A 19,700-nucleotide genomic window follows, 5' to 3' on the forward strand; every position below is an offset into this window, starting at 1 on the left:
CGGTCACGGTTCACCCATCCGAGAAGACGAGCCAAGTTCGAGACGCAAAGTACGCAGCTGCGCGGCAAGCCCCACATCGACATTGCCAAACTCGGTCCACAAAACGCACTGGTCCGGCGTCAGCGCCGGATCGGGATCAATTCTGATTTTGGGCCGTCCATCCGTTCCATCAAATGCTGCGAACTCACGGGTCAGTGCATCGGCATTCAATGGAGACACATGAAGACATAGTTCGGCACCGCCACAGCTTCGTTCGATGGCATGACGAACGGTCCTGATCAGCATCTCGCCCGGATCGAAGGAGCCTAGCAAATCGCTCAAGATCTCAAGGACGAGCTGTGGTAACTCCCGTTCCAGAACGGCCTTTCGCCGCGCCAACTCAAAAGCTGCGCGGGCGACGATCCGCGCCATTTCGTCCGAGCCTGCCTTCATGCCCTCGGCGTGGCCACGCATACGCTCGCGCTGATAGGCTTTGCTCGCCCAGCTGCGAACCTGCTGTAGATACCGCTCTGCCAGTGCGCGCGTCCGTATTGCATCGTACCATATCCCGAGTTCAGCGGCCGGTATGAGTGGACCAAGCGGACGTATCTGGGGCGCTTCTGGCAACGCTGGGTCAGTGACAATCATGCCGCTGGTGTCTCCGTCGCCAGGTGCTGCATCACCAAAGACAGCAATTGGCTTGCGGCGATGTGGTGTTCGCTGGCAGGGGTCTCCGCGGAGGACCCTACAGGCAGGCGGAGAAGCACGCGGGCGCGGTCGAGCTGCGACGCATTTTCAAGCCAAGCGCCAAGACATGCATATCCATCATGTTCAATCTGGTGCGAAAGTCGCTCCGGATCGGCAATCGACATGGTTGCGATGGCGTTGGATAAGTGTCGGATACCGAAGGCATGTGCTTCCGTTCCGATATTTCCGATTAGAATCGTGAGATCATGTTTTGACACCAGCTTGAGCACCGAACGTGCATGCCAGATGCTGCCAGCGAGCAACGCCACCCGACGCGGATCGTGCCCGGCTAGAACGTCTGTCCCCCAGTTACTTCCTTTCGAGACCAGTTCACTGCCTAACACCAATTCCGCGAATCTTTTCTGCAGCCTGTAAGAATTCTGCAACTTCAGCACTGTTGGAGCCGACAGCAGCGCATCAAGATGTGCGGCAAAACGGCTCGGATGGATCAAGACAGCAAGCTCGCGCAGGCGATCGGAATGCGGGTCGAGTGATTGATTTGGTTCGGCGGACGTCGATACCGACACTGCATTTTACCTATCTCACGTCGGAGGTTAGCTTTTTGCCGACGGCTTGGACCACCGGTCTACTCGAAGCTCCACCGAGATTTGTCAGTTTGCGCAATGATTGACCGAGCTGGCGCGCACGTGTGCTCAGCAGCACGTAAGCCACAATGCCGAACGCTGCGCCCACGCCTCCGACACCGATGGCAAGCATGGAGGGCGCTGACAAGAACTTGGCCGGCTGGGCCGAAGTCGCGGCAGGCGCAGGCGACAGCTCATGCTGAGCCCGCTCGACTGGCACGAACACAACTGCGACCTTGTCGTAGGAGAGCCCTTCGATGCTGTTGGCCACGAGCATCTTGATTTGCGGCAGCAAAGCCGAGAGCTTCGCATCGGAGCTGTGACGAATGAAGACTGACGCCGAGGATGGTGTCGAATCCTGTCGCAGAAGATCATTCTTCGGCAGAACAACATGGACACGGGCGGAGAGCACCCCATCGATATCGTTGATCGTGCGCGACAATTCTTCGCTTAAGGCGTAGACGTAACGGGCACGTTCCTCAACCGGAGAGGCGACCAAGCCCGATCCCTTGAACACTTCACCGAGATTCTTGTAAGGCTGCCTCGGCAAACCCTGCTCGTTCAGCATCTCGATCGAAAAGGCGAGCTGCTTTTCTTCGACTTGAATCGTGCTCGTCCCATCCTTAGCGACAACACGGACAGCGTCGACGCCTTTGCTAAGGAGGATCGCCAGCATCTCGTTGGCTTCACGCTCCTGAACTTTAGTGTAGAGATCGGCCTTACAACCGGCCAGCAAAAGCAGAAGCGGCAGCACGAGGAAAACATGAAACCAGCTTCCCGCCGGCACGTTGCGACCAACCTCTCTTTGCATCGAAACAGCCATCGAGGTCGCTCAGCCCGACGATAGCAGCTTGTTCAAGGATGAACTCACTGTGCCGGCACTCTTGGAGATAAGCGAAACCTGAATGACGCTGTTGTAAACATCCCGCAAATTCGACAGCATCACTTCGAAATTATCCACGCCTTCCGGCTTTCCGATGGAATGAACCTGCATTTCGTGCGACCGCATGACGGGCTGCGCGGCCGGCCCAAGCTGGAGACTTTTCGCAGGAATAGGCTCGCCGCCGATCATCGAAGGGATTGCACCCGAGGGAAATGGTTTGCCCTGGTGCAAGACAGATAGATTCTGAAGAATACGATCGCCGACTGGATTTGCCGGCGCGACGGCACGCTGAAGTTCCACGGCTTGTGGAGCCAAGGCGCCATCGGTCACGGAAGAGGCGACATCTTGATGCAAGGCGACCTGTGCAAGTTTCTGCTGAAACTCGGCCTGCGTCGGTGAACAGGCCCTGGAGAGGCACTCGACAAGGCCGGCGGAGATCGGAGTGACGCCAAACATGAAATCATAGCTCTCACGTGATGCGATTAGCCGCTTGTTTGATCGGCCCAGCACCCTAGCCAAGAGAGCTGACGAAAAGCTGACGAGCATCGCCAAGATCGTCATCTAAAGATCACGCTTGGTCTCCAGTTTGGGCGAAATTTTCGATTTCCAATTTTGGGCGAGTTTCGATGGCTGGTCTCAAGCGCAAATTCCAAGCACACCCACCCGAGCCACGAGGCTACACATCTTGAAGACCATGCTATACGTTTGGGTTTTTATTTCGCTGGGTATCGTTAGGGCGCTCGGCGCTGACCTACCGCTGCCATCGACACCTTATAGCTATACGATCCTGGATCAGGACCTCGCTGCGGCGCTCCAGGAATTCAGCAACAACTTGAATATTCGGGTCAACGTCAGCGCCGAGGTGAAGGGGAGAATTCGGGGGCGGATGCCGGATCTCACTCCGAGAGCGTTTCTCGACCATTTGACCAACCTCTACAATCTTCAGTGGTACTATGATGGATTGGTGCTGTACGTATCTGACGCGCGCGAGGCGCAAAGCCGCCTGCTCGACTTGAATCCGATCACTTTCGATGCATTCAGGGCGGCGCTCGATGCACTTAAGATCTCTGATGAGCGCTATATCCTGAAAGCTGTACCGGGAGATGGCCTCGTCCTCGCGTCTGGTCCACCTCGCTTTGTCGCGCTCGTGGACCAGACGCTCAAAGCCCTGGTAGCGGAGGCAGAGGCGCGGCGAAGCCCGATCGTCGAAAAGCCTTCGCACGAGACGGTTTTAATGCTGTTTCGCGGATCCTCAAGCGTGGTGGTTCGTGATGGACGACCAGAGGCCCCTATGTCGCCCACCGGGCCGCATCAAGGTGGCGTCGTCCACGCGCCGGGCCCAGATCACTGATGACAAGAGGTGGCCTACGAGAAAATTCAATGCCGCTTTGTCAGCTTTTCGAAAGCTGATCCTGCCAGCATGGGAGCCTGCACGAGCGCCGCGATAGACGTCGATATGACAGACGATCGAACCGGAAAGGCTGGCAGCATCATTCTTGACGGCAAGTTTAGTTTAGCTCCCCGCGCGCTGCTCCGAACAACTCCTCCCAACCTCGAGCCGGTCTGTGATCTGAAAGGTGGAACAGGATGGACTTTAACTCAATAAGCCGAACAGACGCGAGCCCGGAGCCAAATTCCTCATCGCGCCAATATCCGAGCGACTTTGAACACGAACTGTTAGCGCCGCATGAAGTCGCCGATGTCAGCCAGGACCTGATTTGGCGGGAGCTCGAGGCCGGATCTTCGCACGCCGAACCATCATCAGGCGCCGGCGTCCGCTCGAACTCCCAACAGCCGATTGCGCACTCCCTCGCGAGCGGCTGCGATCGCGGCAAGGATCCAGTTTGGCAGGAGCTTGAACCCGGGCCAATGCGGGGCCGGCCGCCTCAAGCCGGACCATCGCAAGTCGAGCCGTCGTCACGCGCCGGTGATGCGCCGCCAGAACTCGGAGATTTTGTCCTGAGGGACGGACGTCGCGCCAAGGACTACTGGGTCTTCACTGGCCAAACCGCAACGCGATCCCAGATCGACATGCTAGGAAGTGGCCTTGTCATGCCGAGCAAGGCCTTGCCGATGACGACTTTCACTATCCTGGGTGTACCTCACACAGCCGAATGGCGAGAAGATGGGGTGATTCGTCTTAGACCATCACTGGACCCTGGCTTTTGGCCTCGAGAGTCGAGCGAAGGTCCGCCGGGCGGCCAAACGTAGATGATAAGGAATAAACGCTGAAGCATTTCAGCTTGGTCGCGCTCGAGGCCACCGTCGACCTCCGCTCAACATGCTCGACGATGGCAATAATATCGTGGAATTGCACCGGCAAACAGTATCTGGTCGCATGACTTCGCCGCGGCAATGGAGCAGATGCAGATAGCCTTGTGGCGGAGACGCAGGCGTCGCAACGCGATTAAGTCCGGCATGGGATGTCGGCGGTCCGAGCTTGTCGCGCAAATCGCCGAACGCGACCATTACAGGATAGCACCCGCGAGTTCTTGATTCCGCCAATGTGCCGCGTCAGGACACGATCAAGCATGACGAGACTAAGGTACGTATTGTGCGCCATAGCCGTCGGCTACTTCTCTTTCATTGGCTCGTTGCGAATTCTTCTGAGAGCCGTCAGCTTCTCGAAAGCTAATCCCACCTATCATAACAGCGTGAATAGCTAGACGGCGATGTGCCGATAGATTGTAGCGGAACCAAGCGCTCGGGACGTGCTGAGCAACCGCAAGGGCTCTTGGACTCCGCCTATCGATCTTCTTGCTCGTTGTCCGGCGCGATTTCCCGCTGCGCCATCGACCGGCTTGTGGTGCAATCTCACATCAGAGGAAGTATAATGTCAGTCAACAACCTACCGCTAACCGCTTGCTCAACGGTGACTTTGTCCGGGCTTGCTCCGGGCCTCCCGTCAGCCGGGGAGCTTTCAAGCTTCGAGGCGATTCTGGCCGGTTGCTCCTTGAAAGATAAGACGGGCGATCACTCGGTACCGCAGGATACGGAGGCGGCAGAGTCAGCCAAGCAACTGGCGGAGGAGCTCACGCAGGAAACGCGAAATATCTTGCCGCCAGACCTCAGGGCAGCATTGGATGGATTTGGGCAAGCTCCACCGCCCGCGCCGGCTGCGGGCAGCATTGGAATTGCGGCGGCGCCGGTACCCAGCTCAAGGATTACATGGAACAGCGGCACTCTGACTGATACGGAGTTGCAGATTGTGTCGGTGTTGAACCGTCACAAAGACAAGTGCCCGCTGGATTGGAAATCGCTTGGAGATTTGGCCAATGATCCCTCCACACCGCCGGATCTCAAGGCGGCGATCGAAGCACTGCAGCAGGACCCGGAACTCTTCTATGCGATAGGATCGCAAGGCGACGGCCGCTGCGGTGGCAAGATCAAGGCAGATGACCTCTCCAGCTTCTCCGATCATCACGCACAGGTAGCCGCATTCCAGGACCAGCAGGCGCGACGCTACGAGCACAACTACATTCCATCCGACGGCACCGGAAGCGGTCAGCCATCGGTTATGAGCGAAAACGATGCATTGCGCGAACTTTATCGGTATTCGGATAACCTGCCCAAGAACCTGAGCCTTGCGGATTTCAAGCAGATCGTCGACGGCGAGGCCAAAACCGGCAAATGTCCGCCGCAGGTTGTCGCAGCCGCGCAATACTTCCTCGATCATCCCAACGAATGGAAACAGTTGTATGGTGGCTCGATAGATAAAGTCCATAAGGAGGACTTCCTGCAGGTTGCTTCATCGTCGATGAACCTCTCGCAGACCGAGCTGGATACGTTGAACACGATCAACAAGAATCAAGCCGCTTTCTTCGGAAAGGGCGACCTGACGCGGGACAAGCTCGCCAGCATGGTCGATGACAAGAGCCTGGCTCCCGAGGTACGACAGGCGGCCTCACAGCTGCTGTCGGATCCTCTGTTGTTCGGGCTCCTGAACAATTCGATCACAGGCTACAAGACCCACCATAAGGTCTTTGACTTCGGCGGCGGTCATACGGTCGATTCCGGCAACATCAGCAATAACGACTTCACCCACTTCTTCAGCAACATGTCGGCTGCCAACCGCACGCCCCATCACTTGAAGACGCATGTCGCCAAAACGGCTGCCGATCAGTCCGCTGTCGCAGACATGATGATTGGCGTGGAGGATCAGCCCGATATCAAGTCTCCCAAGAAGAACGGGGGCGCCTTCATGCACGTGCTTGACGATGTGCTCAAGGTGGGCTCGAAGGTGATCGACTGGGCCGCAACGGCGGTTGGTGTACTTGGCGTCATTCCAGGCTTGGGTGAATTGGCCGATCTGGCGTCAATGGTGCTCGAGAGCGAGGCGCAAGCAGCCAATCTTCTGCACACAGCCATCACAGGCGGCAACTTGAAACAAGCGCTGGAAGAAGCCGGCCTCAGTCTTGCGGCTCAGGCGGTGGGCTGTATAGCCGGCCCTGAGGTCAAACTGGCCATGCGCGAAGGCTTGGTGAAACAGGCCATTCAAGAAGCGGCGACAGCCGGCATCAACCTGCCGGTTTCGATGGCGCAGTCCTACGCGGAAAATTATTTGAACGACCTGAAGGCTCGCATCGAGTCCGAGCGGACGCAAGCCGGCGGCGTTTACAGCTAGTCGGAGCGGCACACCGTCCTCTCGAATGATGGCAGGACAATAATGTAGGCGAGCTTGCGTGGTCTTCGCGCAGTCGGGTCCCCCTGCCGATCAGCAGGCCCCGCAAGCTTGCCGGCGAATTCGCGACCGCGGTCTAGCACTCGCTTCATCGGTTCCCGCCTCGTTATCTGCCTTTCGGCGCACCGACACACGATCGACGTCAAGTCGGGCTCGTAGTTGCCGAACCTTAATCGCGCGCCATCCGGCTCTCGTCAGCAACTCTGAAGTTGTCGAGACTGCAATCACCGGCGGAAGACGCGGATGGAGATCGAATGCCACGGTTACAATGTGAGATGGAGAGCCCGTTCTGCAGTTCGTGCAGACCGGGAACAGGCTGGAGACTGCCTCACGAGGGTCGGCACCGGCTCGACACCACGCGAAACCGGACTGATCGCGATCGTCGTGAAGAGCGACGATTTGTCATTGGCTCGCTCCATCTTTTTTTAATTCGTCAGCTTGTCGAAAGCTAATGCTTCCACAATGAGGTCAGCAGAGAGAGTTGCCTCCACTGGCTTAACTGGAACGAGATAGGAGAACCCGATGCGGATTACGAACGCACGCGGCGGTGGGCACGTTGATACCGACGTGCATGCGAATCGTGGCGGCAAAGACCGTGCACGGGCGGATGGCAATCATCGCCAATCGCCGGGTGCAGGTAGCCCGCTCGATAGCGTGGCCAATCCAGCCGATAACTCGCAGGATGCGGCAATGCGTCAAGCGTTTAACGTCGCCCTCGGCTCCATCGCCACCCAAATGTTAGGTAGTCAGATGAGCCGTTTTGACGATGTAATGGCTGAGACTGCCGAGGATTCCTGACGTCGAGCGTTGCGGCGTCAGCGAAGAGGAGCCGCAAATGGCGGTAACACCCTACAAATAGGAGAAACAACATGCCTAACGTTGGTGCGTCTCATACCTCGACTGCAGGTGGGGCAGCTGGCACTATCACTTCTGCGGCTGGTTCCGCGGCTGCTGAAGCCGCAGGAGAAGCGGCCTTCAATCGGCAACTCGCGGCCCTGACCGCCACCAGCACGAAGGCTGCTGAGAGGGACGTGGAAGTGCGCGTCGTTTCAACTGAGCTTTCAACCGTCAAGAAGGTCGCCGACGAGCGGGTTCAATAATAGTTGAAGTGGGACGACGCTGTCGTCCCACTTTTCCCAGGTGCGCAATCTGCGAACTCGGGTTGAGTCGTACGGCGTTGCCGTGCGGCTCTGTTCGCTGTTCAGGAGGCCGGCCGTGAATGAACAGAATCGCCCCCGTTTCGAAGTGCTGTCGGGACCGTATTGCGGACTTACGGGCACAGCAGAGGCCGGACCAACCCTGATTGGCAGCGGCCTCGATGCGGATTTTGTATTTGTCGAGCAAGGCCTCGAACGGCATCACCTGCGCGTCACTCCACATTGCAATGCCATCGAGATCGAGGCTCTTGCCAACGAAATCCGGGTTGATGGAGGTGAGAACATTGCACCGAACGAGCGCGTCGTTGTCCCTCTTCCCGCCGTCATTCACGCCGGCGCGATGTCCATTCGTTGGTCGATAGAAGACTCTCAACCGGCCCGCCGTACCGACCGCTGGCGTGTGTCGATCGTCGCGCTCGCCTTGGTCCTGCTCAGCTCTGTTACGGCCGGCACATTCTCAACGCTTTTCGTTCGTACCGACAGCGCTGCGTCACCTAGCTCCGGCTCCTCCCCTGCCGTGGCAGTTGCGCCACGATCGGCGCTTAACGCAGCTGATGCTCTGACCACGGTTGCAGCGGCCGAACGGCTGCAAGAGGAAGTTGATAGAGCGGGCCTTCTCAACATCAAAGTGGGTTCTGGGACGGGCGTTGTCACCGCCAATGGCACCCTTGCGCCCGCCTCTCTTGCGAAATGGGAGGAAGTCCAGAAATGGTTCGATCGCCAGAGCAATGGCGCTTATACGCTTGTCAATGCAGTAGCCGTCAGGGAGGAAAAGACGCCGTCGTCCATTGCTGTCCAAGCTGTTTGGCGCGGAAGCGACCCTTATCTCGTCATCTCTGGTCAAAAGTATTTCGTGGGCGCGCTGTTGAATAATGGATGGACAGTCAATGGGATCGAAGAAGGGCGTGTGCTGCTGAGCCGGAATGGCCAAGTTGCTATTCTGCCTTATTAACGTTGCAGCCCCACAGATAAGGAAACTGTCATGACGAGGTTGCCCAACCATTCTATCGAGCCTGGCACCTCCTTTCGCCCGCCCAATGTCGACGATCATGGACCTTCCATTACCCCGCTCATTCCTCGAGCAAAGAGCCTCGAGATCGCAAACACGGATGGGAATGCAGGCACGAGCCGCTCGTCGGCTTTTGGGGATTCCTACACACGAGAGCTCCCTGCTGAAGCTACGATCGAGAGCGAACTAGCGCTCGACCCGATCGATCCAGTTTCGCGCATCAATCCTAGCGGTACCCCCGCTCAGCTCGGTGAGGTCGCGCGTAGCGCGGAACTGACTTGCCTCAATGACCCCACTCTCGCTGGCAACCTGCTCGCCTTCGTCACGCCCCGCCTACGTCATTGCGATGTTTTGCGCCCAGAGAAACACGGCCCTCTTCTCGAACGTTTGGCCGATGCGCTATCGAACGCGCCAGAGGATGCGGCCTCACGCGAGGGGATAGCCGTTCTGCAGCTGGAGCTGCGAAGGTTGATCCTGCTCCGCCAGAATAACAACGGCTTGATCAAAGGTTAGCAATGTCCAATTCGGATGGACTGCAACAGCTTCCACCTGGTCGACCGCCAAACGTTCCAAAACCCGGTGAGGCCGTGCTGATCTCCGGGCCGGAGCGTGATTTACTCTGCGCACTTGCCTATGTCCATCTTGCGTGTGGGCAGAGTGCACAGAGCTTAGCCTTGTTGCGCATCGTCGCTCACGAACATTCTCGGGATATCGACCTGCTACGCATGCTGGCCTACGCTCTCATCTCGGAGCGACAGGGTCACGAGGCACTGGCCGTTTTGGACAGGCTTGACACACTTGACGACCAGCCGTCTTCGCGACTGCCTTTGATGCTATTGCGCAGTCACGCCCTGCGTCAGGCTGGCCGCATGGCTGAGGCGCAATCCACCTTCAAACGCTATGTCTCGTTGCGGGCCAGCAGAGCTCCAATCAAACAACAATAAGGCTCATCATGGCCAACGTCTTACGCAGTCTCATCATGCGCGCGCCGGCACACCCGGATTTGATGGTCGCGTTGATGCTTCTTCTGGCGATCGGAATGATGATCATGCCGATCCCCATCGTCGTGATCGACATGTTGATCGGCTTCAACCTGGGCTTTGCCATACTGCTGCTCATGGTCGCGCTGTATCTCAACACCCCACTTGACTTCTCGTCCCTGCCGGGCGTCATCCTGATCTCAACCGTCTTTCGCTTGGCTCTCACCGTCGCAACGACGCGGCTGATTCTCGCTGAGGGCGACGCCGGCAGCATCATCCAGACGTTCGGCGATTTCGTCATATCAGGCAACATCGCGGTCGGAATCGTCATATTCCTAATCGTGACCATGGTGCAGTTCATGGTTCTTGCCAAAGGTGCCGAACGGGTCGCAGAGGTGTCGGCACGTTTCACGTTGGACGCGCTGCCCGGCAAGCAGATGGCGATAGACGCGGAGCTGCGCAACGGTCATATCGATCAACACGAAGCTCGCAGCCGGCGCGCCGTACTCGAGCGAGAAAGCCAACTTCACGGCGCTATGGACGGCGCCATGAAATTCGTGAAAGGCGACGCCATCGCCGGGCTCATAGTCATCTGCATCAATATGCTCGGAGGCATCTCGATCGCTATACTCTCCAAGGGCATGTCCCTTGAAGAGGCGCTGCATCAATATACGATCCTGACAATAGGTGATGCGCTCATCTCGCAGATTCCCGCTCTTCTGTTGTCAATTACGGCCGCAACTATCGTCACCCGTGTCAACGGTCCTTCCAAACTCAATCTTGGCGCCGATATCGTCAACCAGCTGACGGCCAGCACACAAGCGCTTCGATTGGCTGCCTGCGTCCTGGTTGTGATGGGGCTCGTCCCAGGTTTCCCTTTGCCTCCGTTCGTCATGCTGGCCACGCTCTTTGCTGCGGCAAGCTTCGTCAAGGTCGGCATACCCGGCAGCAAGACCGCCGCCAAGCCGGGCACCGGCACCAGCGGTTCGGCTCCGGCTCAGGCCCAAGCTCAGAAGCAGACCGTGCCTGCAGAGGCGCTTCCAATCACGCTGGTCCTCGCCCCGAATCTGATCCATGCAATCGACAAAGACGAGCTTGAGCAAAGCATCGGGCAGATTTCGGCAACGGTCTCCTCAGATCTTGGCATCACGGTTCCACGCATCCCCACCCAAGTCGACCAACACTTAAATGAATCGCAATTCCGGGTCGACGTCGAGGGAGTGCCGGTTGAAGGTGATTTCGTTGACCCGACGCAACTCGTGCTTAACGATGACGCGGCGAACATCGAGTTGAGCGGCATCCCCTTTCGGCAAGATCCCGAGACGAATCGAATCTGGATCGAACAAGGTCATGCGACGGCTCTCAAAGCCGCCGGAATCGGACATCACCGCCCGAGCGACGTCATCGCCTTGCGCGTCCACGCGACATTGACACGCTACGCACAGCGTTTGGTGGGCATTCAGGAGACGCGTCAACTGCTGGGCCGGATGGAGCAAGAGTATGCTGATCTGGTAAAGGAAGTGCTGCGCACAACACCGGTACCCCGGATCGCTGACGTCCTACGCCGCCTATTGGACGAGGGGATTCCCATTCGCAATACCCGCCTGGTCCTGGAGGCGTTGGCAGAATGGAGTGAACGGGAGCAGAACGCCGTGCTGCTCGCCGAATATGTTCGCTCCGGTCTGAAACGACAAATATGTCATCGCTATGCAAACGCCCACGGCGTGGTGGCCGCCTTCATCATCGAACGTGAGACCGAGGAGATCGTGCGTGGCGCGGTGCGCGATACTGCAGTCGGTCCCTACCTGGTGTTAGAGGATTGGCAGAGCGAGAAGCTGCTTTCACAATTCCGCCAGATCCATTCCAGCGTCGCACGGAGCAAGAACCGGCCGGTAGTTCTTGGTTCAATGGATATCCGGCGCTTCGTGCGCGGCTTTCTTACCCGCAACGCGATTGATCTGCCTGTTCTGTCCTACCAGGATCTCGCCTCGGATTTCACCGTCCAGCCAATTGGATCGGTCAAGCTCACGGCTGCCAAGGATAGCGCTTCATCAGGAGCGATTCGTGACCCGATCCCCGCCGCCAGTTAACAGTACACAGTAGTCGCAAGGAGATCGCATGAGCCCGGATGAGATAAAGGATGGGCGGCACTTATGCTCGTTGCGCCCTCCGGTGTGTTCAGCCCTCTTCACCTCACTTGCCATCGTACTGCTCGGAGGCTGCACCAGCATCACTAATCCAGGCCTCTCGCCAGAGACGTCAGCGCGAGAGCCGTTGAACACCAAGGAGATTGACCCTGCTACGCGAGAACGCATCGCGACCGCCCTTGGTCGAGATGCCGATGAGGACGCCTTGCGAGATTCATTAAAGCAACAACCGGGTAATGTTGATGCGGCGATTCCGCTTGCGCGCGCCTTGCTGGCGCACAAGCGTCCCGATGAAGCGCTCGAGGTGCTCGACAACGTCTTGCGTGCCGTCCCCGGTGATCTACGCGCCCTGAACGCGAAGGGAGTTGCTCTCGACAGTGAGGGTCGTCATCGTGAGGCGCAGGCCCTCTATCGGCAAGCTCTCGCAGCCGAGCCCGCAAATCCGATGTTGCGCAACAATCTGAGGCTATCGCTCGCACTTGACGGAACGGCCGAAACCAGCCGCGCTAGCCAACCACCGCGGATGAGCGAGCCACAATGAGCTCCGGCGGTCGCAGTAGCACCCCTCAGGCGGTTCTCACATGCTAGCGTATCCTCGTCATCTTGTCGTCAGCTTGGGTGAATATCTACCTGCTCCAGGGCTTGAGCGGCACACACTCAACGTCAAGTCATTTGTCGAAAGGAATACGCACCGACATGTATGGCCGTATCAACGGCTCATCCAACATCCAATCCAGCCATTCTCCCAACTCCGATAATGCCGAGGACCAGAGCTTTACCGGCATGCTAGACGGCACACCATAGCAGCGCGTGGCTCTCACGCCAGTTCATCTTCGGCAGCTCCACGGCCGTATTCCCCGGCTTCCGATCCGCCTGTGGTAGAGCTCTCACAATCTTCATTTGCGGCGAAAGTGAAAGACTTCTATGGCGACGAGATAAAGGATATCGCCGCAAGACCGCAGAGGTACTCGCGTTCAGTGTCGTTGAGAGCCGAACACGCAGCGGACGTCGCTTACAACCACGGCGGAACGGATTCTGATTCGAAGGACGCACGATATTTCAGCTACCAGTTAGGCAACACGAGCGCAGATGATATGAGCGATGTGTTCGAAGGAGAACAATGGCAGCAGCAATTTCCAGGACGGATCGCCACATCCGTTGTAAGTTTTCAGGTCACTCACCCGCTTGTGGACAACGCAGGCGATATTCTGCTGGAACACCAGCTTCGGCGTGACGGCGAGCGACCATTGCTGCTCTCTCATCCTATCAACGAACAAGCGAAAGCCCGCACGGCAGCATTGGGTTTTGGTGATGTGGGTCACTCGATCATGGCGCTTGACCCGACCCGCCACGGCGACGAGTGGACCAAGAACAGCGAAGGCAAATGGCAGCGAAAAGACAAACCGCCGTTATATCTGTCGACAATCGACGATGGCGAACGCAATGCTCATCACGCCAGCCCCGCGCGTGCACCAGCTCACGCGCCGGAATGGGACGATGACTTGATGTAAGCGAGCGGGCGGACTGCGAAAACGAAAATGGGTCATGCGCCAGACGGAACCGGATATGACAACGGACCGTAACACCGCATTTGGGCGGCGCAGGGCCACTGATGCTGTGGGCATGAGTTCCGGCAAACTCCCGCTTTGTGAATGTCTGAATACGTCCGGTGGCTATACGTTCTCAAGCGCCAACCATGGCGCGCCTGGTCCAAGCTGAGAGACCATCTTGGGGCGGCTCGCCGGGGCTCGTCACGCGCGACCGTTCGCCGGTGGGCGCCGTTGCTGTTTCAAGCTCTCGAGCGCGCGACGCCGCGCTCATGGGTCTCGGGCATCGGACTTCCTGCAAGCTGGGGTCCAGGCCGCGGCATCGCGCGTCACTGCCCCGAGATGCCAGCAGATTCGCAAAAGGCGATATGTAGGGAGGACCTCGAGCAGACCGCCCATATGATGACGATACCTGCGCTATGACAGGCATTTCTTCATAAAATGCTGATCCGTAACGTCGTGCCGAAACCGCAGCTCTACATACTGCCGACACGACTCTTACAAGGTAGGTGCCTTGCACGACCTCCTGCCACATATCCTCGGATCTCACGCTCGGCCCGAGAGTGCCGCCACTGGCAGAGCCCCGCAACGCCGCAGCCCATTGTTGACACGCTTGTTGCCGGCCGTCGTCCATTTTACGCGGCTTACGTTCCGGATGGCCTCACGAATTCTCACTCAAGGACGCCATCGTCAGGTTCGCGTGGTTAGCGACATCGCTTCCCGGCAGCCGCAACGAGATCTCAGTTCGCCAACTTTGGGTTTTCAGTCAATCATCCGATTGCTGGGCACCACGCCGGGCCGGGTGACGAGAGCGGATGGAATTGCAATCCATCTGGCGAACCGCGCCAGATTTCCGATTATGCAACCGCCGCTCAGTGACATGCGCACGCGGTCCGCCATCGCCAACCGCCCATGCGCGTCTGCAACACGATAGATCGGATCTATCCGCTTCTTGATCGCAAGTTCGCCGCTGGCAGCTATCCGTACACAGTTGGCGTCGCTCCGGTTATCTCCGTGACAGCTCCACAACCTGACGCAACGTCAGATTCAACTCGTTTCGCTGGCCATCACTCCAAGGTGCGGATCGTGATGCGATTGACTTTCATCTCCACGGCCCGCCCTTTGCGAGGCGCTGTACTGAACATTCGCACATAGCTCGACATCAACATTGGCGCCGACAGCTCCGTTCTGATCTTTTGTCGCTCGTTGTGTGCGCCGTCATGTCAGCTTGGCAATAAAGCTGTCTATCACTAACGCAGCTCTGCATCATACATTCGAGCGTCCCTCGTTCTGCCATGTTCGCAGCCAAAGCACACGCTTGCCGCAGACGCATGTCGCGTCCGCGATGGTGAGTGTCGCAGGAGAGTTCTATGGTGAAGCCAGTTGTGATCGTGGTTGGTGCAGACAAGGGTGGCGTCGGCAAGACGACAGTGTCCAGAACGCTTCTGGACTACTTCAGCGCCAATAGTGTGCAGATACGTGCATTCGATACGGAATCACCTCGAGGAACATTGAAGCGCTTCTATCCGGATATCACCGAGATCGTCGACATGACGACGACTTCGGATCAGATGAAGATCTTTGATACTCTCAATTCGGGAATCTCCGTCACGGTGATTGATGCTCGGGCTGGCCTGCTATCCTCAGCGCTCGGCTCGCTGCGCGACATCGGCTTTCTGGATGCAGCACGGTCGGGCCAGATCACTTTCGCTGTATTCCACATCCTCGGACCGTCCATCGCTTCGCTTGACGAAATCGCCGAGACTGCATCCTTCATGGCCGGCGCAAAATATTTTCTGGTAAAGAACTTCATCAATGATACGCAGTTCTTCCAGTGGGACCAATCCACCTACAATTCGTATTTCCAGCGTATCAAGTATGCAACAGAGCTGACCATCCCCAAGCTCAACGAGATGGCCTACGAGCAGGTCGAAGTGGCCGCGGTCCCGTTCGTTGACTTCATCGCGAACAAGGCGCGAAACGACGAGCCTGCGAACTACTCCTTCGTGCTACGCGGCTATGTCCGGCACTGGCTCGCAAATGTCTGGAGTGAATACGACCGCATCAGCTTGACAGAATTGGCTGGCGCCAAATCAGTGACTCGCGGCGGCGAGAAATAGACGCATAGTTGGCGAGTCAAGGGCAGCCCAGGTACGACACTCGACTGATATTGCTGGCGATGTTAGCAACACCCGTCTACATCATCTGCTCTCCGAGCCCTCAGGTCGGCAAAACCCTTGTCGCTCGCCTCGTGAGCGAGTTCTTGTTGCTGAAGAACGGCGCGGCGCTCTCCTTCGACGTCAATTTGAAGGAGCCATCATTGCTGGATTACCTGCCAAGGATCACCGAGACAGCGGACGTGATCGACACTTACGGCAAGATGCAGCTAGTGGACCCGCTGATCATCCATGATCGGGTGGCCAAGGTGATTGATCTCGGTTTCCATGCCTTCGACGAGTTCTTCAAGATGTGCGATGAGATCGGGTTCATGAAGGAGACGGCGCGCCAGTATGTCGCGCCGATCATCCTGTTCGTCGCTGGCGCCGATCGTATCTCCTGGCGGAGTTATGAAATGCTGCGGCGACAGGTTCCGCCAGGGAATCTGGTCACCGTTCATAATGAATTCGTGCTGCGCGGCGGATTGCCCGAGAACATGAATGACGGACGTGTGCTCCACATCCCTGCGCTACCGATATTTCTAAAGGCCTACATCGATCGACTGAATTTCTCTTTTACCGGATATCTGCGCAACGAGAGGGATTGGTCAACCGAGCTGCATCAATGGATCCGACGGAACTACACGATGCTTCGGGACTTGGAACTGAGCCTGATCATGCAACGGCGGTACTGAGTACGAGGCTTATATGGAAGGCCGACGTGCCCGCTGTCCATTCTGAGGTTCGTCCGGATTGCTGTATTCAATGCGCAGCTTCACCGGGGCTGTCGAAGCCTACGTTCGCGACATGCCTGGCACAGTCGGCTCGTCGAGCTCGGCGCGCATCGCGCGTTAAGATAACGGCATCAATTCTCGTCGAGGCCGGTCCGGTCGCCGCTCTGATCTTCTGATAGTCGCCAAGTGATCGGGCCGAGCAGACCCAGCTAGCGTATGGCTCCAGTTCAGTGGATACCGACCACTGCACTTGTTTCACTGTAGTTGACGCGCATCGCGAGCGATGAACTCCAGCACCGACCGCGCCCCGTGGATCTCTCGAGAGACACGCTTTAGGATCCGGATCGTCGATTCATCCGTTGCGATCAGCCCCGCTCTTTCGCAAGCAAGCCCGAAATGATGCATCACCTGTTTATCGGTGGGCGCAATGCGGTTCTGCAATGAGATCGTCGTCAATGACGAGAGCATATGCTCGACCACGTCGTTCTCAGCCTGGATCAAGGGTTGCTTTCTTTTAAGCATTGGCTCGGCCTTGGGGAATCTGCGTACCATGGACGGATCCGCGAGAGCTATGCTGCGTGCGGCTTCCGTGTTTTGACGTCTTCGCACCATGCGGGTCGACGATTGCTTGCGAAAGACCGCTTATGTCTGTCGCCGAATCGAGCGCGTGATCTAATCGCTTCTCTCCAATGCAATTCGCTACGGTTTGACGCTGTATGACCTGGAGCTCCGTGGTGATATCCACTATGGCAGACTGGCGCGCGACCTCTTCGGGCCATTGGCTAAAAGCGTTGATCAACCTCTCGGCTTCGAGCCGCGTAAAATCAAAGAGCCCGATACCACGGCGATTGATCTCATCGGCAGCCGCGATTGCGGCTTGGCGAGACGCCACCTGCTCCGGCCATCTGCTGAGACCCATCACGAGCCCCCTCAGGTCTTGAGCAGTAAAACCCGGCAGTCCTGTCTCAGGGTTGGCGCTCCGGAGGACCTCGCCCGCAAGCGCGACGACCGCTTGGCCGCACGGCGGATTCTCTGGCCAGTTGCTGAAGCCGTTCACCAAGAGCGCCAATCCCTGACGGGTAAAATCACCTAGCCGAGGGGACCGGCGCAGGATCTCTCGAGCGAGTGCGGCGGCGGCCTGACGAGAGACCACCTCGTCCGGCCATTTGCTGAAGCCGTTCACCAGGTTTGCCAATCCTTGATGAGTATGATCCGGAAGTTGGCTGTCGCGGCAAAGGACCTCACCTGCGATCGCGATGGTGGCCCTGCGACAGACTTCATCTTCAGGCCATTTGCTGAAGCCATTCACCAGGTTCGCAAGGCCTTGCTGAGTGTAGCCACGCAGTTGGGCGGCACTACGAAGCAGTTCCTGCGCGATCGCGACTGTCGCTTGACGAGCGCCTAGCTCATCTGGCCACTTGCTGAAGCCATTCACCAGGTTTGCCAAATCCTGCTGGCTGAAACTATCAAACCATTTGGCACGCCGAACGACCTCATGCGCGATTGCAACCGCGGCTTGACCACACGCCGGTTCTTCCGGCCACTTGCTGAAACCGTTCACCAGGATGGACAATCCTTGGGGGGCAAACTCTGGCAACTGCGCGGCACGGCGCTGGACCTCACGGGCGAGCACGACCGCGGCTTGGCATAACGCTGGCTCTCCTGGCCATTTGCAAAAGCCGTTCACCAGGTTTGCCATTCCCTGCTGCGTAAAATCAGCGAGCCGGCCGCGGCCGCCCGCGCGGGAAGTGATCTCACCGGCGATCGCAAGGGTGGCCTCGCGAAAGGCCGCCTCTTCCGGCCATTTGCAAAATCCATTTACCAGTGCTGCCAGGCTCAAATTGTTCAATTCCCGAAGTGACCTGCTCTCATCGCGACAGAACTTGGCAATTCTGATTGCTCCGTTGCGGCATTCCGCTCTTCTGGGATGGCGCCCGAATGACGATGCAAAAATCGACAGCGCCCTGATCCCGACTTTCCTGATCAGGGTGTCATCGAATCGCGATAACTGGGCAGCTATCCTTTCGCATGCCTCCATGCCTGGCTGACCACCGGCCCTTCGGCTAACGGCATTGCATGTCGTGGCGTAGCCCCACGATTTTCTCGCACGGATGGTTTCCTCGAAGCATGTCATGAATCTACGCTGAAACTCCGCAGCAGCCTTCTGCAAGAACACTGCCTGTTCGGTCATCCGCAACTGCTTGTCGTGGCTGACCACCGCAGTCGAGAATTCCGCGATGTTGCGAGCCCATTCAATCTCACTCAGCGCGGCATCGAGCTTCGTTTGCGCGAACATCAGACCTCCCGTACTTCCCCCACGAGCGCCCTCGTGGCTATGCGAGCGAAGCGCCCCATCCGGCGCCCAAGAGTGGAGATGAACTGCCTCGTGCCAAGCCTCGCGTCACTGATCGATCGGGCCGACCTGATCGCGAGCGCGGCTGCAGCCTTCACGAAAGCGTTTCAGTGGTCACGCCATTCGATCGTTCTGTGCCACATGGCGCGAGGCTCCTCGTTAGGACCAATCAACTGCTGGCGTGTCAGCTTTTCCTGACGCTCGGTGGACCTGGGGTTAACCAACAGCCCCTCCCACCGAGAGAACTGAGGATGAGCAAGCTGCTCGAGTTTGAGTGCCAATGCATCATGATCCCTGCGCGGCATAGCCTCGTTCATCGCCTTTCGAACCTACAACCTGACGCGACGTAAGGTTCAAGCGGTAAACTGGCCTATGCAGAGAGCGACGTACACCTGACCGAAACGCTCAGCCGGGTATCACAGCGCGGGTTTGTGGCATGGCCCGCCATGGAGGAAGGCCGCCTGCTCGCGCCACCTGAGGTATCGAGCACGGTCGGTTCGTTCTGTTGATTGGTTCGAGCGCGATTGGCGTGTTCCAATTGGACGCAGATGCGGAGATAGCCTATTCCGTGACGTTGATGAGCGCACGCACCCCGCTCGTTGACCGAAGAGGCGATTGCCGCGCCCGGAACTCGGCGTGCGACCGGGCGCGGTCTGGATCGCCGCGAGCGGACGCGCCGGTCGCGCTAGCGCCATCGGCGGTCGCATCGTCACAACGGCTTGCGAACTGCTGCTCTCGTCTAG

18 protein-coding genes are annotated in these 19,700 nt (G+C 57.9%); 12 read left to right on the plus strand and 6 right to left on the minus strand.

Annotated elements, in window-relative coordinates; all coding sequences use genetic code 11:
* Window positions 1–3 precede the first annotated feature (3 nt).
* From sctL to MTX19_RS31620, 4 genes are read right to left on the minus strand one after another with little or no spacing between them, the layout of a single operon-like run.
* Entirely contained in the window at window positions 4–627 is a 624-nt protein-coding gene (gene sctL / locus MTX19_RS31605; protein WP_280980765.1) for a type III secretion system stator protein SctL, read from the minus strand.
* A complete protein-coding gene (locus MTX19_RS31610) occupies window positions 624–1,253 on the minus strand; it encodes a nodulation protein NolU (RefSeq protein ID WP_280980766.1) in 630 nt (209 codons plus the stop codon). Before MTX19_RS31610 ends, sctL begins: the two co-directional genes overlap by 4 nt.
* Window positions 1,254–1,263: 10 nt before the next feature.
* On the minus strand, window positions 1,264–2,121 hold the full coding sequence (gene sctJ, locus MTX19_RS31615) for a type III secretion inner membrane ring lipoprotein SctJ (RefSeq protein WP_280984937.1): 858 nt from the start codon (window positions 2,119–2,121) through the stop codon (window positions 1,264–1,266).
* 21 nt (window positions 2,122–2,142) lie between these two features.
* Complete coding sequence (locus MTX19_RS31620; RefSeq protein WP_280980767.1) at window positions 2,143–2,754, minus strand: nodulation protein NolB; 612 nt, start codon at window positions 2,752–2,754, stop codon at window positions 2,143–2,145.
* Window positions 2,755–2,887: 133 nt separating this feature from the next.
* Between MTX19_RS31620 and MTX19_RS31625 the strand changes: the two genes are divergently transcribed.
* From MTX19_RS31625 to MTX19_RS31680, 12 genes are all read left to right on the plus strand, one after another.
* Window positions 2,888–3,544 (plus strand): nodulation protein NolW, encoded by a 657-nt coding sequence (locus MTX19_RS31625; RefSeq protein ID WP_280984938.1) that lies wholly within the window; start codon window positions 2,888–2,890, stop codon window positions 3,542–3,544.
* Between the two features lie 9 nt (window positions 3,545–3,553).
* Window positions 3,554–3,799 (plus strand): hypothetical protein, encoded by a 246-nt coding sequence (locus tag MTX19_RS31630; protein ID WP_280980768.1) that lies wholly within the window; start codon window positions 3,554–3,556, stop codon window positions 3,797–3,799.
* 1,227 nt (window positions 3,800–5,026) lie between these two features.
* Window positions 5,027–6,817 carry an HrpF/NolX family T3SS translocon protein gene (locus MTX19_RS31635; RefSeq protein WP_280980769.1) on the plus strand — a complete coding sequence of 597 codons (1,791 nt, stop codon included), beginning with the start codon at window positions 5,027–5,029 and terminating at the stop codon, window positions 6,815–6,817.
* A gap of 579 nt (window positions 6,818–7,396) precedes the next feature.
* Window positions 7,397–7,672 carry a hypothetical protein gene (locus MTX19_RS31640; protein WP_280980770.1) on the plus strand — a complete coding sequence of 92 codons (276 nt, stop codon included), beginning with the start codon at window positions 7,397–7,399 and terminating at the stop codon, window positions 7,670–7,672.
* Between the two features lie 71 nt (window positions 7,673–7,743).
* Window positions 7,744–7,974: a nodulation protein NopA gene (locus MTX19_RS31645; RefSeq protein ID WP_280980771.1), complete on the plus strand. Its 231-nt coding sequence runs from the start codon at window positions 7,744–7,746 to the stop codon at window positions 7,972–7,974.
* A gap of 115 nt (window positions 7,975–8,089) precedes the next feature.
* A complete protein-coding gene (locus tag MTX19_RS31650; protein ID WP_280980772.1) occupies window positions 8,090–8,983 on the plus strand; it encodes a hypothetical protein in 894 nt (297 codons plus the stop codon).
* Between the two features lie 30 nt (window positions 8,984–9,013).
* A complete protein-coding gene (locus MTX19_RS31655; RefSeq protein WP_280980773.1) occupies window positions 9,014–9,553 on the plus strand; it encodes a hypothetical protein in 540 nt (179 codons plus the stop codon).
* A gap of 439 nt (window positions 9,554–9,992) precedes the next feature.
* Window positions 9,993–12,110 carry a type III secretion system export apparatus subunit SctV gene (gene sctV / locus MTX19_RS31660; RefSeq protein ID WP_280980775.1) on the plus strand — a complete coding sequence of 706 codons (2,118 nt, stop codon included), beginning with the start codon at window positions 9,993–9,995 and terminating at the stop codon, window positions 12,108–12,110.
* A 184-nt stretch (window positions 12,111–12,294) separates the two neighbouring features.
* Window positions 12,295–12,708: a tetratricopeptide repeat protein gene (locus tag MTX19_RS31665; protein ID WP_280980776.1), complete on the plus strand. Its 414-nt coding sequence runs from the start codon at window positions 12,295–12,297 to the stop codon at window positions 12,706–12,708.
* A 370-nt stretch (window positions 12,709–13,078) separates the two neighbouring features.
* Window positions 13,079–13,678: an effector protein NopP gene (locus MTX19_RS31670; RefSeq protein ID WP_280980777.1), complete on the plus strand. Its 600-nt coding sequence runs from the start codon at window positions 13,079–13,081 to the stop codon at window positions 13,676–13,678.
* A gap of 1,406 nt (window positions 13,679–15,084) precedes the next feature.
* Window positions 15,085–15,834 (plus strand): hypothetical protein, encoded by a 750-nt coding sequence (locus tag MTX19_RS31675; protein ID WP_280973420.1) that lies wholly within the window; start codon window positions 15,085–15,087, stop codon window positions 15,832–15,834.
* A gap of 59 nt (window positions 15,835–15,893) precedes the next feature.
* Window positions 15,894–16,565, plus strand: a complete 672-nt coding sequence (locus MTX19_RS31680; RefSeq protein ID WP_280973421.1) for a hypothetical protein — start codon at window positions 15,894–15,896, stop codon at window positions 16,563–16,565.
* A 294-nt stretch (window positions 16,566–16,859) separates the two neighbouring features.
* On the opposite strand, the gene MTX19_RS31685 is transcribed toward MTX19_RS31680, so the two are convergent.
* Both MTX19_RS31685 and MTX19_RS31690 read right to left on the minus strand, forming a co-directional pair.
* Window positions 16,860–17,105: a hypothetical protein gene (locus MTX19_RS31685; protein WP_280973422.1), complete on the minus strand. Its 246-nt coding sequence runs from the start codon at window positions 17,103–17,105 to the stop codon at window positions 16,860–16,862.
* 13 nt (window positions 17,106–17,118) lie between these two features.
* Window positions 17,119–18,900, minus strand: a complete 1,782-nt coding sequence (locus MTX19_RS31690; RefSeq protein WP_280980778.1) for a hypothetical protein — start codon at window positions 18,898–18,900, stop codon at window positions 17,119–17,121.
* Between the last annotated feature and the right edge of the window lie 800 nt (window positions 18,901–19,700).

It is taken from the genome of Bradyrhizobium sp. ISRA464, assembly GCF_029910095.1.
Taxonomy (GTDB): Bacteria; Pseudomonadota; Alphaproteobacteria; order Rhizobiales; family Xanthobacteraceae; genus Bradyrhizobium.

Excerpts from the sequence above, each read along its gene's own strand:
- MTX19_RS31625 (WP_280984938.1), top strand. The coding sequence starts at position 2,888 with ATGCTATACGTTTGGGTTTTTATTTCGCTGGGTATCGTTAGGGCGCTC.
- MTX19_RS31645 (WP_280980771.1), top strand. The coding sequence starts at position 7,744 with ATGCCTAACGTTGGTGCGTCTCATACCTCGACTGCAGGTGGGGCAGCT.
- MTX19_RS31620 (WP_280980767.1), bottom strand. The coding sequence starts at position 2,754 with ATGACGATCTTGGCGATGCTCGTCAGCTTTTCGTCAGCTCTCTTGGCT.
- MTX19_RS31675 (WP_280973420.1), top strand. The coding sequence starts at position 15,085 with ATGGTGAAGCCAGTTGTGATCGTGGTTGGTGCAGACAAGGGTGGCGTC.
- MTX19_RS31680 (WP_280973421.1), top strand. The coding sequence starts at position 15,894 with ATGTTAGCAACACCCGTCTACATCATCTGCTCTCCGAGCCCTCAGGTC.
- MTX19_RS31690 (WP_280980778.1), bottom strand. The coding sequence starts at position 18,900 with ATGTTCGCGCAAACGAAGCTCGATGCCGCGCTGAGTGAGATTGAATGG.
- sctJ (WP_280984937.1), bottom strand. The coding sequence starts at position 2,121 with ATGCAAAGAGAGGTTGGTCGCAACGTGCCGGCGGGAAGCTGGTTTCAT.
- MTX19_RS31640 (WP_280980770.1), top strand. The coding sequence starts at position 7,397 with ATGCGGATTACGAACGCACGCGGCGGTGGGCACGTTGATACCGACGTG.
- MTX19_RS31635 (WP_280980769.1), top strand. The coding sequence starts at position 5,027 with ATGTCAGTCAACAACCTACCGCTAACCGCTTGCTCAACGGTGACTTTG.
- sctL (WP_280980765.1), bottom strand. The coding sequence starts at position 627 with ATGATTGTCACTGACCCAGCGTTGCCAGAAGCGCCCCAGATACGTCCG.
- sctV (WP_280980775.1), top strand. The coding sequence starts at position 9,993 with ATGGCCAACGTCTTACGCAGTCTCATCATGCGCGCGCCGGCACACCCG.
- MTX19_RS31655 (WP_280980773.1), top strand. The coding sequence starts at position 9,014 with ATGACGAGGTTGCCCAACCATTCTATCGAGCCTGGCACCTCCTTTCGC.